Annotated in this window: 19 protein-coding genes; 13 read left to right on the top strand and 6 right to left on the bottom strand. The window is 65.1% G+C overall.

Annotation, left to right across the window (positions count from 1 at the left end):
• Nucleotides 1–2: 2 nt before the first annotated feature.
• From hisB to tatC, 10 genes are all read left to right on the top strand, one after another.
• The gene (hisB, locus tag CR152_RS00925) at nt 3–593 is read left to right on the top strand and encodes an imidazoleglycerol-phosphate dehydratase HisB (protein ID WP_099872969.1); all 591 of its coding nucleotides are present in this window, start codon (nt 3–5) and stop codon (nt 591–593) included.
• A 143-nt stretch (nt 594–736) separates the two neighbouring features.
• Entirely contained in the window at nt 737–1,375 is a 639-nt protein-coding gene (hisH, locus tag CR152_RS00920; RefSeq protein WP_099872967.1) for an imidazole glycerol phosphate synthase subunit HisH, read from the top strand.
• 33 nt (nt 1,376–1,408) lie between these two features.
• Entirely contained in the window at nt 1,409–2,185 is a 777-nt protein-coding gene (gene hisA / locus CR152_RS00915; protein WP_099872965.1) for a 1-(5-phosphoribosyl)-5-[(5-phosphoribosylamino)methylideneamino]imidazole-4-carboxamide isomerase, read from the top strand.
• Between the two features lie 16 nt (nt 2,186–2,201).
• On the top strand, nt 2,202–2,963 hold the full coding sequence (hisF, locus tag CR152_RS00910; protein ID WP_099872963.1) for an imidazole glycerol phosphate synthase subunit HisF: 762 nt from the start codon (nt 2,202–2,204) through the stop codon (nt 2,961–2,963).
• 12 nt (nt 2,964–2,975) lie between these two features.
• Complete coding sequence (gene hisI, locus CR152_RS00905; protein ID WP_099881869.1) at nt 2,976–3,419, top strand: phosphoribosyl-AMP cyclohydrolase; 444 nt, start codon at nt 2,976–2,978, stop codon at nt 3,417–3,419.
• Entirely contained in the window at nt 3,416–3,754 is a 339-nt protein-coding gene (locus CR152_RS00900; protein ID WP_099872961.1) for a phosphoribosyl-ATP diphosphatase, read from the top strand. The genes hisI and CR152_RS00900 overlap by 4 nt, the downstream gene beginning before the upstream one ends.
• A gap of 38 nt (nt 3,755–3,792) precedes the next feature.
• Nucleotides 3,793–4,164: a histidine triad nucleotide-binding protein gene (locus CR152_RS00895; protein WP_099872959.1), complete on the top strand. Its 372-nt coding sequence runs from the start codon at nt 3,793–3,795 to the stop codon at nt 4,162–4,164.
• An 87-nt stretch (nt 4,165–4,251) separates the two neighbouring features.
• Nucleotides 4,252–4,470 carry a Sec-independent protein translocase subunit TatA gene (tatA, locus tag CR152_RS00890; protein ID WP_099881867.1) on the top strand — a complete coding sequence of 73 codons (219 nt, stop codon included), beginning with the start codon at nt 4,252–4,254 and terminating at the stop codon, nt 4,468–4,470.
• A 49-nt stretch (nt 4,471–4,519) separates the two neighbouring features.
• Nucleotides 4,520–5,005, top strand: coding sequence for a Sec-independent protein translocase protein TatB (gene tatB / locus CR152_RS00885; RefSeq protein WP_099872957.1), 486 nt, complete (start codon nt 4,520–4,522; stop codon nt 5,003–5,005).
• Nucleotides 5,006–5,025: 20 nt separating this feature from the next.
• On the top strand, nt 5,026–5,781 hold the full coding sequence (gene tatC / locus CR152_RS00880; protein WP_099872955.1) for a twin-arginine translocase subunit TatC: 756 nt from the start codon (nt 5,026–5,028) through the stop codon (nt 5,779–5,781).
• 38 nt (nt 5,782–5,819) lie between these two features.
• Here tatC and CR152_RS00875 read toward each other — a convergent pair whose 3' ends face one another.
• Together CR152_RS00875 and CR152_RS00870 are read right to left on the bottom strand one after the other, a co-directional pair.
• A complete protein-coding gene (locus tag CR152_RS00875) occupies nt 5,820–6,467 on the bottom strand; it encodes a hypothetical protein (RefSeq protein ID WP_157778270.1) in 648 nt (215 codons plus the stop codon).
• Between the two features lie 51 nt (nt 6,468–6,518).
• Complete coding sequence (locus tag CR152_RS00870; RefSeq protein WP_099872951.1) at nt 6,519–7,082, bottom strand: hypothetical protein; 564 nt, start codon at nt 7,080–7,082, stop codon at nt 6,519–6,521.
• A 270-nt stretch (nt 7,083–7,352) separates the two neighbouring features.
• On the opposite strand from CR152_RS00870, the gene CR152_RS00865 reads away from it, so the two are divergent.
• Nucleotides 7,353–8,297 (top strand): hypothetical protein, encoded by a 945-nt coding sequence (locus CR152_RS00865; RefSeq protein ID WP_099872949.1) that lies wholly within the window; start codon nt 7,353–7,355, stop codon nt 8,295–8,297.
• Nucleotides 8,298–8,316: 19 nt separating this feature from the next.
• Here the strand turns inward: CR152_RS00865 and CR152_RS00860 are convergent, their stop codons facing one another.
• A complete protein-coding gene (locus CR152_RS00860; RefSeq protein ID WP_099872947.1) occupies nt 8,317–10,050 on the bottom strand; it encodes an extracellular catalytic domain type 1 short-chain-length polyhydroxyalkanoate depolymerase in 1,734 nt (577 codons plus the stop codon).
• Between the two features lie 294 nt (nt 10,051–10,344).
• On the opposite strand from CR152_RS00860, the gene CR152_RS00855 reads away from it, so the two are divergent.
• Nucleotides 10,345–10,830, top strand: coding sequence for a hypothetical protein (locus tag CR152_RS00855; RefSeq protein WP_099872945.1), 486 nt, complete (start codon nt 10,345–10,347; stop codon nt 10,828–10,830).
• A complete protein-coding gene (locus tag CR152_RS00850; protein ID WP_099872943.1) occupies nt 10,823–11,386 on the top strand; it encodes a DinB family protein in 564 nt (187 codons plus the stop codon). Before CR152_RS00855 ends, CR152_RS00850 begins: the two co-directional genes overlap by 8 nt.
• Here the strand turns inward: CR152_RS00850 and CR152_RS00845 are convergent.
• The 3 genes from CR152_RS00845 to CR152_RS00835 all read right to left on the bottom strand — a co-directional run bounded on the left by CR152_RS00845 (nt 11,340) and on the right by CR152_RS00835 (nt 14,852).
• The gene (locus tag CR152_RS00845) at nt 11,340–12,032 is read right to left on the bottom strand and encodes a hypothetical protein (protein ID WP_099872942.1); all 693 of its coding nucleotides are present in this window, start codon (nt 12,030–12,032) and stop codon (nt 11,340–11,342) included. The genes CR152_RS00850 and CR152_RS00845 overlap by 47 nt on opposite strands.
• A gap of 140 nt (nt 12,033–12,172) precedes the next feature.
• Nucleotides 12,173–12,964 (bottom strand): alpha/beta hydrolase, encoded by a 792-nt coding sequence (locus CR152_RS00840; RefSeq protein ID WP_099872940.1) that lies wholly within the window; start codon nt 12,962–12,964, stop codon nt 12,173–12,175.
• Between the two features lie 10 nt (nt 12,965–12,974).
• The gene (locus CR152_RS00835; RefSeq protein WP_099872938.1) at nt 12,975–14,852 is read right to left on the bottom strand and encodes a DUF885 domain-containing protein; all 1,878 of its coding nucleotides are present in this window, start codon (nt 14,850–14,852) and stop codon (nt 12,975–12,977) included.
• Nucleotides 14,853–14,957 lie beyond the last annotated feature (105 nt).

Genomic DNA, 14,957 nt, shown 5'->3' with positions numbered 1-14,957 from the left:
CCATGACCCGCACCGCAGACATAACGCGCAACACCAACGAGACGCAAATCCGCGTCGCGATCAACCTCGATGGCACCGGCCAGCAAAAGCTCAATACGGGCGTGCCTTTCCTCGACCACATGCTCGACCAGATCGCGCGCCACGGCCTGATCGACCTCGATATCGAATGCGTGGGCGACCTGCATATCGATGCCCACCACACGGTGGAAGACACCGGCATCACGCTCGGCATGGCGGTGGCCAAGGCGATCGGCGACAAGAAGGGCATCCGCCGTTACGGCCATGCCTATGTGCCGCTGGACGAAGCGCTGTCGCGCGTGGTGATCGATTTTTCGGGCCGCCCGGGCCTGGAAATGCACGTGCCGTGGAAGCGCTCGATGATCGGCAATTTCGATGTCGACCTGGCGCATGAGTTTTTCCAGGGGTTTGTGAACCACGCGCTGGTGTCGCTGCATATCGATAACCTGCGCGGCGAGAACGCCCACCATCAGTGCGAGACCGTGTTCAAGGCCTTCGGCCGTGCGCTGCGCATGGCTGCGGAACTCGATGCGCGGTCGGCGGGGACGATTCCTTCGACAAAGGGTAGTCTCTAAGCGTCCACCGGCAATCATGCTGTCACCACCACCCTCGTCATTCCCGCGCCAAGGCGGCACTCGGCGGGGACCCAAGTTCTGCCGGCTGAGCGCGCAAACTTGGGTTCCCGCCTGCGCGGGAACGACGGTAAATTTGAATTGCTATGAATAAAATTGTTGTGGTCGATTACGGCATGGGCAATCTGCGCTCGGTGGCGCAAGCCCTGCGCGCCGTCGCTCCAGAAGCCGAAGTGCTTATTTCCGGCGATGTCGCCGCGATCGATTCCGCCGACCGGATCGTCCTGCCCGGGCAGGGCGCCATGCGCGACTGCATGGCCAGCCTGCGCCAGTCCGGCGTCGAGGAAGCCCTGCTGCGCGCCGCCAAGACCCGTCCCGTGATGGGCGTGTGCGTCGGCGAACAGATGCTGTTCGACTCAAGCGAGGAAGCCGACACCCCCGGCCTGGGCCTGTTGCCCGGCAAAGTGGTGCGCTTCCAGCTCGATGGCCGCCTGCAGCCGGACGGTTCGCGCTTCAAGGTGCCGCAGATGGGCTGGAACCGCGTCAGACAAGTGCGCCAGCATCCGCTGTGGCAGGGTATCCTCGACGATAGCTACTTCTATTTCGTGCACAGCTACTATGTCCAGCCTGACGATGCCAGCCTCACCGCCGGTGAAACCGATTACGGCGCGCCGTTCTGTTGCGCCGTCGCCCGCGATAATATTTTCGCGACCCAGTTCCACCCGGAGAAAAGCGCCGGCGCGGGGCTGCAGCTGTACAAGAACTTCGTTCACTGGAATCCTTGATTCACCACCCAACCAACTAAGCGATAACCGATCATGCTGCTCATTCCTGCCATCGACCTCAAAGACGGTCACTGCGTTCGCCTCAAACAGGGCGATATGGAACTTGCCACCGTCTTCTCCGAAGACCCCGCCGAGATGGCGCTGCACTGGCTCAAGCAGGGCGCGCGCCGCCTGCACCTGGTGGACCTGAACGGCGCCTTTGCCGGCAAGCCGAAAAACGAGGCCGCCGTCAAATCCATCCTGCAGGTGGTGCAGGAGTTCGCCGTCGATAACGATATCGACGAGATCCCCGTCCAGCTGGGCGGCGGCATCCGCGATCTCGACACCATCGAGCGCTATCTCGACGACGGCATCACCTACATCATCGTCGGCACCGCCGCCGTTAAAAATCCCGGCTTCCTGCACGACGCCTGCGGCGCCTTCCCCGGCCACATCATCGTCGGCCTGGATGCCAAGGACGGCAAGGTCGCAACAGACGGCTGGAGCAAGATGAGCGGCCACGAAGTGATCGACTTGGCCACCAAATTCGAAGCCTACGGCGTCGAATCGATCATCTACACCGACATCGGCCGCGACGGCATGATGGGCGGTATCAACATCGAAGCGACCGTCAAGCTGGCCCAGGCCGTGCGCATTCCCATCATCGCCTCCGGCGGCCTGCACAACCTGGGCGACGTCGAAGCACTGTGCGCGGTGCAGGACGAAGGCATCGAGGGCGTGATCTGCGGCCGTTCGATCTACGAAGGCACGATCAACCTGGCCGAAGCCCAGGCCCGCGCCGACGAACTCACCGAAGGCGACCTGGCGTAAGCCGGAAGAACACACCATGCTTGCAAAACGCATCATTCCCTGCCTCGACGTGACCGACGGGCGCGTCGTCAAGGGCGTCAATTTCACCGAGCTGCGCGACGCCGGCGACCCGGTCGAAATCGCGCGCCGCTACGATGAGCAGGGCGCCGACGAGATCACTTTCCTCGACATCACGGCGTCCTCCGACGACCGCGACCTGATCCTGCACATCATCGAAGCGGTGGCCTCCACCGTGTTCATCCCGCTTACCGTGGGCGGCGGCGTGCGCAAGGTCGAAGACGTGCGCCGCCTGCTCAACGCCGGCGCCGACAAGGTCAGCATGAACAGCTCGGCCGTGACCAATCCCGAGCTGGTGTTCGAGGCTTCGCAAAAGCACGGCTCGCAGTGCATCGTGGTGGCGATCGACGCCAAGCAGACCGCGCCCGGCAAGTGGGAAGTGTTCACCCATGGCGGGCGGCGCGCCACCGGCCTCGATGCGGTCGCATGGGCGATGAACATGGAGCGCCTGGGCGCCGGCGAAATCCTCCTCACCAGCATGGACCGCGACGGCACCAAGGTCGGTTTCGACCTGGGCCTGACGGCTGCCGTCTCGAGCGCGATCGGCATTCCCGTGATCGCCTCCGGCGGCGTGGGCGGCCTGCAGGACCTGGCCGACGGCATCAGGATCGGCAAGGCCGATGCGGTCCTGGCAGCCAGTATTTTTCACTATGGGCAGCACACGGTCGGCGAAGCCAAGCGCTTCATGGCCGCGCAGGGCATTCCCATGCGTTTGGAGTAGACCGACATGATCATGCCTGCCGTAACAAGTAGTGCGGCCAATTTCAGCTGGCTGAAAAAGGTCAAGTGGGACGAGAACGGCCTGGTGCCGGTGATCGCCCAGGAAGCCGGTTCGAACGATGTGCTGATGTTCGCCTGGATGAACCGCGACGCGCTGGCGCGCACGGTGGAACTGGGCGAGGCCGTGTACTGGAGCCGCTCGCGCAAGAAGCTGTGGCACAAGGGCGAAGAGTCGGGCCACATCCAGAAGGTGCTGGAAATCCGCCTCGACTGCGATGAAGATGTCATCCTCCTCAAGATCGAGCAGGCCGGCTCAATCGCCTGCCATACCGGGCGCCATTCGTGCTTCTTCCAGAAGTTCGACGGCGACGCCAAAACCGGCGACTGGCTGGTCACCGATCCCGTGCTGCAGGATCCGGAAACGATTTACACCAATCCCAAAAAGAGCACACCATGAGCCAGACCCTTGCCCGCGTGGCGCAAACGATCGAATCGCGCAAGCTGGAAAACGGGGGCGATCCCGCCACGTCCTACGTGTCGCGCCTGTTTTCCAAGGGCGACGATGCGATCCTCAAGAAAATCGGCGAAGAAGCCACCGAGCTGGTGATGGCCGCGAAAGACGCGCGCGTCGATGGCGACGTTTCCAAGGTGCTGTACGAATGCGCCGATCTGTGGTTCCATTCGCTGGTGCTGCTGGCCCAGTTCGACCTGAGCCCGCAGCAGGTGCTCGATGAACTGGCGCGCCGCGAAGGCTTGTCGGGCCTGGCCGAAAAAGCCGCCCGCCCGAGCTGAAGCGCGACCACTGCCAACCCCAACAACGGAAACCATCCATGACCGACTGCCTTTTTTGCAAAATCGCCGCCAAGCAAATTCCTTCCAGCATAGTCTATGAAGATGAAGAGTTGCTGGCCTTCAAGGATATCCACCCGGCCGCACCGGTGCACCTGCTGGTCATTCCCAAGGTGCATGTGGCGACATTGTCCGAGTGCAACGAAACCCATGGCGCGCTGCTCGGCAAGCTGCTGGCGCTGGCGCCCAAGCTGGCCAAGGAGCATGGCTGCGAGGTCACTTACGACGCCGACGGCAAGCCGGCCGGCGGCTACAAGACCCTCATCAACAGCGGTCCGGACGGCGGCCAGGAAGTCTACCACCTGCACCTGCATATGTACGGCGGCGCGCGTCCGTGGCCCGGCCAGCGCTGACAATGCGGCAGGAAACCCCGGCATCGCGTAGAATACCGGCGTAAGCTTTCACGAATTCGGGCGCGTGCGCCTCGCGAGGAGAAAATGATGGGTGGACTGAGTGTTTGGCATTGGCTGATCGTGTTGCTTGTCGTTGTGTTGGTTTTCGGAACCAAGAAACTCGGCAACATGGGTGGCGATATTGGCAAGGCCGTCAAGGGATTCAAGGATGGCGTACGTGGCGAGGACGACAAGCCGGTCGCGCCGGGCACGGTAGTGGACAAGACGACCATCGACGCCGAAGCGAAAGAGAAAACGAAGTTCTGATACCCGTGCGTGCCGCGCGCACGCCCGCTAACAGACACTTCCAGACGCCATGATCGATCTTGGACTTTCTAAACTCGCCATCATTGGCGTCGTTGCACTTGTAGTCATCGGCCCTGAAAAGCTGCCCAAGGTGGCACGCATGGCGGGGACCCTGTACGGCCGCGCCCAGCGCTACCTGCACGACGTCAAGTCCGAGGTGAGCCGCGAAATCGAGCTCGACGAACTGCGCAACCTGCAAAAGGAAGTGCAGGAAACGGCCCAGTCGATCAAGGACAGCGTCGAAAACACCATCGCCCAGAACATCGACGATGTCGATGCCGCCTGGCGCGACCTGCCTTCGTCGACGACACCAAGCGCGACCATGGGCGACCTGGAACGCAAGGCGCGCGATTTCCGCCGCAAGAAGCTGGTGCGCAATTCTGCCGTGCCGGGCTGGTACAAGCAGCGTCACGGCGGCAAGGCCCACATCATGTCGGGCGCCGCGCGCGTCAAAAAATTCCGCCCGCGTTCCACCACCACCCGGTCGTTCTTCTAACCTTGTTCCCCTAACTTTCAATGACCGATAAAGCTGCGGGCGAAGAGACCTTTATCTCTCATCTGGTCGAATTGCGCGACCGCCTGATCAAGGCCACCATCGGCGTTGCCATCGTTTGCGCCGCGCTGATGATCTGGCCCGGGCCGGCCCGTATTTACGACATCATCGCCGAGCCGATGATCGCCTCGCTGCCGGCCGGCTCGAAGATGATCGCCACCGGCGTCATTTCGCCCTTCCTGGTGCCGATGAAGGTGACCTTGGTGCTGTCGCTGATCCTGGCGCTGCCGTGGGTGTTCTACCAGGTCTGGGCATTCGTCGCACCCGGCCTGTACCAGCACGAAAAACGCCTGGTGCTGCCGCTGGTGGTGTCGTCCTCGGCGCTGTTCATGAGCGGCGTGGCGTTCTGCTACTACTTCGTGTTCGGGCGCGTGTTCAAGTTCATTTCCGACTTTTCTCCCACCTCGATCGCGGTCACGCCCGACATCGAGAACTATCTCGATTTCGTCATGTCCATGTGCCTGGCCTTCGGCGCGACCTTCGAGGTGCCGGTGGTGGTGGTGATCCTGGTGCGCATGGGCATCGTCAGCGTGGCCAAGCTCAGGGAAATCCGTTCCTACGTGATCGTCGGCGCATTCGTGATCGCGGCCATCGTCACGCCGCCGGACGTGGTCAGCCAGTTTGCGCTGGCCATACCGATGTGGCTGCTGTTCGAGCTGGGCCTGCTGGTGGCGCCAGCCTTCGTGCGCGCCACCCAGGCACCGCAAGAACCGGTGTAATACCGGCCCCGCCGCTCCCCGCGGCGGCGCCGTTTGTTCTAGCGCGTCAGGTACAGCACCGTCGCCTCGCTTCCATCATCGCTTCCCACCTGCGTTGCCGTCATGTTCGGTATCGCCGCCCCCACATTGGCCAGCACGGCTCCCAGCGAACTTTCCAGCAGATCGGCACTGGTCGGATTCATTTCGACGCGGCAGGTTTTAGTGCGGCATTCGAGCCGCCGCACCTGCGATTCGAGCTCGGCATTGGTCCGCGCCAGCGCTGCGCGCACGGCGGACGTCGCATACATGCTCCACGCCGGGTCGGTCTGCTCGGCACGGAACATGGTTTCGGCCGGCGCCACCGCCGGCGTTTCGGCCATCTGCTGCATGGCCGCCGCAGCGGGCGGGGCGGGGATGGGCGCGCGCGTCAACATCATGCGCAGCTCGGCCACTTCGCGCCGCAAGCTGGCCACTTCCTGGCGCAGCTGGCCGATGTCGTTCAGTGGCGGCGCGCCGGGCGGTGGTGGCGCGGCGCGCACCGGTGGAGGCACTGGCGCTGCCGCAGGCCGCGCAGGCTCGGGCGCCGGCGCGGAGGGAGTAACCGGGAGTGCCTGCTGCCGCGCTGGAGAGGCTATGTCGTCGCCGCCGCAGCCGCCCAGGGCGGCCAGCACGGCCAGCAGCATTGTTGTGGGAATCAGTCGCATCATGGGTCTTCCTTTGGGCAGTGTGGATGGGGCATGGTCCTGCTCCTTGATGGCCTACTGGCAGCGCAGCAGGCGCAGTTGTCCCAGCACGGGCAAGCCGGGAATGGCGCCCACCGGGGACGCGGTGCGCACCAGGTCGACCTCGATGAAGTAGCTGTTGGCGTTGAAGTTGAGCGCGACGCAGTTGGTCAGGTAGCGCGTTTGCGGGGTCGCCGCCGGTGGGTAGCTGTTGCTCGACTGGCTGGCCAGCGTGGTCAGCACGCCGGTGGCGGTATTGTGTGCGCGCAGGCGCGTGCGCACCTCCGAGTAGATGCCCTTGTCGGTGAAGTGCGCGCCCAGGTACACGCCCAGGATGCCGGTGCCGTCCCAGGTATCGTGCACCTGGTAGCGGATGGTGCAGCTCAGGGCCGTGGCGCCGCTGACCAGGCCGGCATCATTGTTGTTGAACGATACGCGGCCAGTGCACAGTTCGTCCGGGGTGCCGGTCGATCCCACGGACGACCAGTTGCTGCTTGCCAGCGCCAGGCCGGGAATGGCCAGTGCGATCACGGCGAGTGCCGCGCCCAGCCGCGTGCGGCGCGTGATGTGTGGGCGTGGAAATGGAAGACGGGTAGACATGATGGCTCCTTGGCATGAAGTCGGGCGCGGGCCGACGTCGCAACGACGACGGTCACGCCGACCCTTCCAGCCTAGGAGCCGCAGCCCGCGTGCGCGTGAGATGCATCAATCGTCTCCGGTCTGAATCGGCCATCGGCGCGGCCTGTGCCAAACAAGCTGCGTGCAAGGCCCACTTGATGCATGCGGGTATCGCTTGCGGGCGTAATGGTTTGAAACAGCTTGGCAAGCGGTAAGGTAAGATGGATTCATTACTGTCCCGTTTGCGATCCGATGCGTTCAGCTGTTCTGTTTCTCGGTGTCCTTTTTCCCATCCTGCTGGCTTCCTGCCGCGAGCGCACGGCGGCGTCCGTTTCGGCGTCCGCTGGCGCGCCGGCAACACCTGCCGCTGTCCGCGTCGCCGAGGCCGTGCCCGCGCCACCGCCGCCCACGCCGGAAGAACTGGAAGCCGGGGCGGCCGCCCTGCGCGAGCGAGCCGTGCTGATGCACGCCATCTTCGGTACGAAGTTCAACCCGGCCGCCAACGAGGCCTCGATCGAGATGCGGGCGCCGGACGAGCCGGACATGAGCATGTACACCATCGAGCCGGTGGCCCATGCCTTCCTGCCCAATGGCGACGCCGCGCTGGTCGCCAATGCCCTGATCGTGCGGGCCGACCGCGATGGCATCCGCGTGCATACCGACGGCGGGCTGCTCAACGTCTTCATCCTGCGTCAAGCCGATGGCCGCTGGACCTTGCTCAAGCACCACGCCAACGTGGCGCGCCTGGGCACCTGGGAGCGCATCGGCACGGCCAAATTCATGCACCTCGCGCCCGGCAAACCGGGGCTGGCCATGTTGTACGGCAGCGCCTTTCAAGGCTATGTCGAGCGCTACCTGTCCCTGTTCGACCTCGGCGCCGCCGACCTGCGCGACCTCACCGGCGATGGCATTGCGCTGTCGGCGAGCGCGCTCGCTTGCGAGCCGGCCGACACGGAGACGTGTTACGACGTCACCTCGGGCTGGCGCTTCGCCGTGTCCGCCAGCGGCGCGGCGTATAACGACCTCGTGTTCCAGTTCCGCGGCGAAGAAGACAGCAAGAAAGACGTGCGCAGGAAGGGCGCGGAAGGGCCGCGGCTGGCGTCGGACATCACCCGCCTGGACGGCGCAGCCCGCTATGCCTACGACGGCAAGACGTACGTCCTGGTCGAAGGCAAGAACCTGGCCAAGAGCCATTAAGGCCAGCGGCCAGCGCCGATTATGGGCAGTTGCCCACCACGTAATGCCCGGCCGAGATTTGCGCCAGCGTCTGGATGTAGAACAGATTGTCCAGTCCCATGTTCTGGTTCGATCCATTGGCCAGCGCATAGCCGCCGCTGTCATGCGCGCGGCCGGCCTGCACGTGGGCAAAGTTGCTGGCCGTGACCGTGGTGCAGGTAAAGCCGCTGGTGGTGCTGGCGCTCACGCTGGCCGACAAGCCGCTTTCCACCCCGTTCGCCACCGATGACGCCTGGTACGAGTAGGTGCTCGACGCCGTCAGAGCGGTATCGGTGTAGCTCGTGGCGCTGACCGGCGCCGGCGTGACCTTGCTGCCGTTGCGGTAGACGTTGTACCCGCCCGCGCCATTGGCCGCGCTCCACGCCAGCGCGATGCTGCTGGCGCTGGCGCTGCCGGCCTTCAGGCCGGCCGGCGGCAGCAGCGCCGGCGCCGGTCCCACCAGGAATTGCGGCAGGTGGCAGGGCGCCGAGGTCTTGCCGGTGCCGGCATCGGTGGCCGTGACGGTGCCGCTGTAATAGCCGTTGGCCAGCGCATAGCCGATGCTGAAACTGGCGCCGCTGCCGGCCGCCGCATCGTCGACGGCGGTGGTCCCGCTGAGCACCACGCGGTAGCTGCTGATCGTGCCGGCCGCGTCAACGGCGGCGCCGCTGATGGTGGCGGCGTTGCCCGACACGCTTGCCTTGCAGGCGGTCATCACGGGCGCGGCGATGCTGCTGGCGCGCAAATTGTTCTTGAACCAGAAATCCATCACGAAGGCCGGGTAATTGACCTTGGTGGCGTCCACAAAATGGTTGTTCTGGCCGCCGGGACCGGCCGGCCAGGCGTGGCCCATGCCGGTGACCGCGATTTCCGACGTGCGCAGCTTGCCGTTGCTGTCGGTATAAGGCGTATTGCTGCCCCCGCCCGCCACGGTGACCGTCGCTCCGCGCGAAAAACTGCCGCCGTAGGCGATGCGCATGGCCCCCGCATCGATCGGGCCGTAGGCCGGGGCCACGGTGTAATCGCTGGTGCCCCAGATGACGCTGGCGATCTGGGTGGCGAACTTGCTTTGCTGGGCGCCGGCCAGGGCCGTGCACTTGTTGGCCGCCGTACTGGCGCTGAATCCGGACGGCACGCTGCCGATCTGCATGATGGTGGTCCCGGGCGGTGGTCCCGCGTTGATGCCGATGCCCGCGAACACATCCGGCGCCAGGCAGCCCAGCACCATGGTCTGGCCGCCGCCCGAGGACAGGCCGGTCACGTAGACCTGGTTCGGATCGATCGCATAGCGCGCATCGCTCACGAAGCGGCTCACCAGGTTCAGCAGCACGCCATCGTGGCCGCTGGCGCGGTTGTGGTTGGTGAGGCTGTAGTCCCAGCAATGGCTGCCGGACACATTGCCGGTGGCATTCGGTGCCAGGATCACGGCACCGTACTGGTCGGCCACGCCTTTCCAGTTGAAGCCCTTGTCCGACCCCGAATCGATGACGTCGCCCGAGGCGGTTTGCTGGCAGCCATGCAGCACCATCACCAGGGCGCGCTTGCCGCCCAGCACAGGCTGGCTTGCGGGCCAGTAGAAATAGCCGCTCAGGTTGCCGCCGTTGACGCTGTCCGCGCCCCAGGTCTGGTTGCCGCTCCAGGCGCCGGGGCCGGCCTGGACCTGGGCCAGCGCGGCCGCGGGCAGGCAGAGCAGGAAAGAAGCCGCGCAGCGGCCGAGAGATGTGTTGATTGCCATGATGTCTCCATTTTTCTATATTGAAAATACGGGAAGGCTGCGGTTGCTTGCAGGGAAGAGCTCGGGTGTAGGCGTGGAGGGTGCCGCGCGGGGCGGCCAGCCTTCGGGACGGTTCACGGGAAGTAACAGCCGGAAATAATTCTACCGGAGCGGCATCATGAACACGTCGGCCGCGGCGGAGCATCCTGGCACGATGCCTGTGCGTAATTGCACAGGGGCTACGGCAAGCGTGCGCGATGTGAGGCACAATGACAAGCCGCGCGGCCGTCCGGCCGCGCCCCTTGAGGAGAGAGCGTGTCCGCCCTTGCAGCAGGTATTGTCGGCGCCGTCGCCGCCTGGTTCGCCGTGCGCTGGATCGGCGCGCGCCTGCGCACCGGCGCCGGCGACGGCACCCTCGAGTTCGCGCCCTTCATGGAGCGGCTGGGCATCCTGCAATTGCTGGGGGTGGCCGTGCTGGTCTGGGTCGCGCTGTCGCGCGAGCACGACAGTTACACCGCCCTGATCGCGCTGGCAGTAGCGCTGGCCATCGGCGGCGTGTACTGCCTGTGCGAAGGCATCATCACGCGCGGCAAGGTCGACGATGCCGGCATCCTGTTCATCACGCCCTGGGGCGGCAAGCGTCACGAGCTGTGGCGCGACCTGCGCAGCGTGCACTACCGCGCGTACTGCGGCATGTACGTGCTGAAATTTCGCAGCGGCAGCGTGATCCGCCTGTCGGTGCTGCTCAGCGGCCACGGCGCCGTCCTCCAGCACTTGCGCGCGCGAGGCCACCATGTCTGAACTGTCCCACCTGCGGCTGATGGCCGGGTACAACGCCTGGATGAACGAGAAACTGTACGCCGCCGCCGCTACCCTCCCGGCCCACGAACTGGCGGCCGAGCGCGGCGCCTTTTTCGGCTCGCTGCTCGGCACGCTGAACCACTTGGTGGCGGGCGACACCATCTGGCTGCGCCGCTTCGCGACCCATCCGGCGCGCTTTGCCGCGCTCGAACCGGTGCTGGCGCTGGCGCCCCCCGGCGCGCTGGACGCCATCCACAGCGACGACCTGGCCGTGCTGGCAGCGCACCGGCGCATGCTCGACGCCATGATCGGCGCCTGGACCACGCAGCTGAGCGACGCCGACCTGGAGCATGTGCTGCACTACGCCAGCACCAAAGGCATTGCGTCGCAGAAGCGCTTCGGCGATTTGCTGCTGCATTTTTTCAATCACCAGACCCATCACCGCGGACAAGCCAGCACCTTGCTGTCGCAGGCCGGCGCCGACCTCGGCGTGACCGACCTGCTGATGCTTATTGAGAACGTGGAAGAGCAGACGGCGCCGCCCGGGATAGCCTGAGTCCGCCGGCGTCGGCCAGCCGGCCGCCCTCGGCCCGCACGGTGTGGTTCCTGAGCGAGCGCACCATCTGGTTGTACGAGTCCACCAGGGCCGCCGTCAGCACCTTGCCCTGAGGCGTCCTGGTATAGCCGCCCGCCCCCGCAAAGCCTCCATTGAAAAAGCCGCCGGCCGCGCCGAAGCGCCAGTAGCTGGCGCTGCCCTGGGCCGCCGCCAGCTCGGTGCCCGAACGGTTGTCGGTCAATATCAGCAGGGTGGACGGATGCAGGGCGAGTTCGTGCAGCGAACCGATGCGTCCGGCCGCAGCGTCGTCGCCGAAGCTGAGCGAGGGCGTGGCGGTGTAGCCGGAGGTGGTTAGTGTGCGCTCACTGAGGCTGGGGGTGTGCTGGGCCAGGGTGAAGCAGTTCGACGACTTGACCATCAGGCGCAGCAGCGGCATGGGAGCGGGCAGGTCGGCGTCGCTGCCGGACCGGTTGCGCCCGGGCTGGCGCTCCGGTTCGACCAGGGTGAGCGTGCCGAGCGAGCGCGGGCAGTGCTCCAGCTGGCTGTTCGGTGATTTGATGCTGCCAGGCGGCGGCTTGCTGGCGCAGCCGGCCAGGGCCATGACTGTCAAAGCGATGAGCACGGCGGGGTTTGGGCCTGGCGTCATGGCGGTGTCCTTTGCGTGAAGTTGAACGGAAACTTCACACATTGTAACGATGCAATTCGGCAAGTAACTTGCCTCTAGTCAACTGCATCCCAACCCGCGCCAAATACCACAGTGCGCTCCCGCAGACGCGGGTGCGGCGGCTAGTTGGCCCTTGCCGCGGGCTGTGCCGCCGCCGCGTCCCCCGCCAGGCTGGCGTTGTACAGCTGGCTGTCGGCAATCGTGTTGTGGCCGGTATGCGGCACATCGATATAGCGCGCCACGCCCGGCTTGAAGCGCGTCAGCAGCAGTTGCGAACTGGCGCGCGGGATAATCTCGTCATCCGCGGCCGCGATGATGGTGGTCGGCGCGTTCACGCTGGCGGCGTACAGGCCCGACTCGAATTTGTCTTTCAGGAGCCGCGTCACGGGAAACCACGGAAACTGCAGCGCGGCGATGCCGACGATGCTGTCGTAGGGCGTGACCAGCACCAGCCGCGCCACCGGGCGCGCGCTTGCGATGTGCACCGCCACGCCGCTGCCCAGGCTGCGCCCGATCACGGTCACCTGCGGATGGCTTGCCTTGACCATGTCGAACAGGGCCAGCCCGTCGGCGAACAGCGCCGCCTCGGTGGGCGTGCCGGTACTGCCGCCGTAACCGCGGTAATGCAGCAGGTACAGCGCCTGTCCGGGAAAGGTGTCCGCCAGCGACGGCAGGTTGGCCGAAACATCTTCCGCATTGCCGCCCAGGTAAATCACCGCGCGCGGCCCGGTCTCGGGCCGCACCGTCACGTCCAGCACGGCGCCGCCCACAGGCAGCTGGATGAGCGAGCCGGGCGCCGTGAAGCGGCGCGGCTGGGGGAAATAGATCAGCGAGCGCTGCGCGAAGTACAGGCCGACGCAAGCGACGATGTACAACGCAAGCGCCGCAAGAACCGAACCAATCACCATGCGCATCGCGCTCTCCTTATTGCATCAACTCTTTGATCATCTTCACCGGCGCGCTGCCGTAGCCGAGGAACTGCTCGTGGAACTGCTTCAGGTCGAACTTCGGTCCGAGTGCCTGCTTGCGCTGCTCGCGCAGGGCCATGATCTCGCTGTAGCCGCTGAAGTAGCTGGTCAGCTGCACCGAACTGACCTTGGCCCGGTGCCACTTCTCGCTGGCCTCGCTGCGGGTCTGGAAGGCCTGGCGCGTAAGCATGTCCATCGCCTCGGCTTCGTTCATGCCCAGCACGTGCACGCTGTAGTCGAGGATCGTGTTGGTGACCACGCGCAGATTCCACTTCGAGTACATCAGCCACATTTCCGGCGTGTTGTCGCCGTAGCCCGATTCGAGCATCATGCGCTCGCCGTACACCGCCCAGCCCTCGATCATGGCGCCGTTACCGAACAGCGACTTGATCAGGGAAGGCGACTTGTTGGCGTACACCAGTTGGGCGTAGTGGCCCGGAATGGCTTCGTGGATGTTCAGGATCTGCAAAATCCAGTGGTTGTATTCGCGCAGGGTGCTCTCGGCCTGCTCCGGCGTCATGCCGTCGAGCGGAGTGACGTTGTAGAAGGTGCGGTCCTGCGGGCGATACGGGCCGGGCGCATCGATGCTGGCGCCCGCCACGCCGCGCTGGTACAGCGGCGTTTCGCGTACCACCAGCGGCTTTTTCGGATCGAGCGTGAGCAGGTTGTTCTTGACCACCCAGTCCTGCAGCAGCGGGATCTGGCGCCGGATCTCGGGGAAGAACTCTTCGCGCGAGACGTGCTTGGCCGACAGCGTATCGATCACCATGCCGATTTTTTTGGTGCGGTCGGCCGGCTTGGCGGCGCTGCCCATGGTCTTGGTCCACAGCTCGTCCGACAGCGTGTCCATGCGCGTGAGCAGCTGCTCGCGCGCCGCCAGCGCTTTCTGGTACATCTGTTCGGCGCTCACGCCGGCCTGGATATCGTGGCCGAACTTCTGTTCGTACAGCGCCTTGCCGATGCGGAACGAGCGCGCACTCTTGTTGGCCTGCTGGGCCTTATCGAGGTCGGTAAGGAAGTTGACGTAGCCGATCAGGGCGTCGCCGGCGGCCGCGATGCGGCGCGCGAACAGGTCTTTTTCAGCCTGGTTCAGCATCGATTCCTGGGCCGCCTTGCCCAGGTCCGCCAGCACCGTCATGGTGCCCGGCGCCTGCTGCAGGGCCAGCTGCGTGTGTTCGTGCGTGGGGTTGACGATGCTCGCCTGCGCCGCCTGGTAGTAGGCCGGGACGTTGGCCAGGCGCTTGAGCAGGGTGCGCAGGCGCTGCGACTTGGCCGCGTATTCGGAACCGAGAATCAGGTCGATCGGGCCGGCGATGTTGTACAGCGCCGGGTTCCACTCGAACTCGCGCAGGGTGGTCAGGTAAAAGCGGTCGGCATTGAGCTTGTTGACCAGCAGGACGTGGTCGGTGCGCTGCTTGACCGACAGCTGGCGCACGTCGAGCTTGGCCAGCTTTTGCAGCCACTCGTCGGCAAACGCCAGTTGCGCCGCGCGCGTAGCCGCGCTCGGAATGGTGAGGTTGGCGGCGCCATCGTATTTGCCGGAATAGATCGCGCTTTCCGGATCGATGCGCCACAGCGCGCCGAGGAACTGCATGCTGACAGTATTGAAGCGGCGGTCCTGCGAGCGCTCGGCGCCGGCGACCGGCGCGCTGACAGTGGCTGCCGCGGCGACCGGCGCTGCAATGGCTGCGGCCTTGGACGGCTTGACTGGTTTGGCGGCTTTCACCGTCTTGGTGATTTTTGCCTTGGACTGTTTCTTCGGCTTGGCAGCGCCTGCGGGCGCCAGCGCGAAGCACGTCATGAAAACAGCCAGTGCAATTTTAGTCTTGATCATTGTGATTGGCCTTGTAGTTACAGAAGCGGGGGCAGCCGCAAGCATGCGGCGGGCGCCAGATTAGCATCAATCGCCCCGCCGGGGCGCCTTTGTCACAAATGGAAA

The sequence above is a fragment of the Massilia violaceinigra genome (assembly GCF_002752675.1).
Lineage (GTDB): Bacteria > Pseudomonadota > Gammaproteobacteria > Burkholderiales > Burkholderiaceae_D > Telluria_A > Telluria_A violaceinigra.
This window is presented reverse-complemented; position numbering and strand designations above follow the sequence as displayed.

Bases quoted from the DNA above. Each gene is read 5' to 3' on its own strand.
- hisB (WP_099872969.1), top strand. From the start codon at position 3: ATGACCCGCACCGCAGACATAACGCGCAACACCAACGAGACGCAAATC.
- hisH (WP_099872967.1), top strand. From the start codon at position 737: ATGAATAAAATTGTTGTGGTCGATTACGGCATGGGCAATCTGCGCTCG.
- hisA (WP_099872965.1), top strand. From the start codon at position 1,409: ATGCTGCTCATTCCTGCCATCGACCTCAAAGACGGTCACTGCGTTCGC.
- hisF (WP_099872963.1), top strand. From the start codon at position 2,202: ATGCTTGCAAAACGCATCATTCCCTGCCTCGACGTGACCGACGGGCGC.
- hisI (WP_099881869.1), top strand. From the start codon at position 2,976: ATGCCTGCCGTAACAAGTAGTGCGGCCAATTTCAGCTGGCTGAAAAAG.
- CR152_RS00900 (WP_099872961.1), top strand. From the start codon at position 3,416: ATGAGCCAGACCCTTGCCCGCGTGGCGCAAACGATCGAATCGCGCAAG.
- CR152_RS00895 (WP_099872959.1), top strand. From the start codon at position 3,793: ATGACCGACTGCCTTTTTTGCAAAATCGCCGCCAAGCAAATTCCTTCC.
- tatA (WP_099881867.1), top strand. From the start codon at position 4,252: ATGGGTGGACTGAGTGTTTGGCATTGGCTGATCGTGTTGCTTGTCGTT.
- tatB (WP_099872957.1), top strand. From the start codon at position 4,520: ATGATCGATCTTGGACTTTCTAAACTCGCCATCATTGGCGTCGTTGCA.
- tatC (WP_099872955.1), top strand. From the start codon at position 5,026: ATGACCGATAAAGCTGCGGGCGAAGAGACCTTTATCTCTCATCTGGTC.
- CR152_RS00875 (WP_157778270.1), bottom strand. From the start codon at position 6,467: ATGATGCGACTGATTCCCACAACAATGCTGCTGGCCGTGCTGGCCGCC.
- CR152_RS00870 (WP_099872951.1), bottom strand. From the start codon at position 7,082: ATGTCTACCCGTCTTCCATTTCCACGCCCACACATCACGCGCCGCACG.
- CR152_RS00865 (WP_099872949.1), top strand. From the start codon at position 7,353: ATGCGTTCAGCTGTTCTGTTTCTCGGTGTCCTTTTTCCCATCCTGCTG.
- CR152_RS00860 (WP_099872947.1), bottom strand. From the start codon at position 10,050: ATGGCAATCAACACATCTCTCGGCCGCTGCGCGGCTTCTTTCCTGCTC.
- CR152_RS00850 (WP_099872943.1), top strand. From the start codon at position 10,823: ATGTCTGAACTGTCCCACCTGCGGCTGATGGCCGGGTACAACGCCTGG.
- CR152_RS00845 (WP_099872942.1), bottom strand. From the start codon at position 12,032: ATGACGCCAGGCCCAAACCCCGCCGTGCTCATCGCTTTGACAGTCATG.
- CR152_RS00840 (WP_099872940.1), bottom strand. From the start codon at position 12,964: ATGCGCATGGTGATTGGTTCGGTTCTTGCGGCGCTTGCGTTGTACATC.
- CR152_RS00835 (WP_099872938.1), bottom strand. From the start codon at position 14,852: ATGATCAAGACTAAAATTGCACTGGCTGTTTTCATGACGTGCTTCGCG.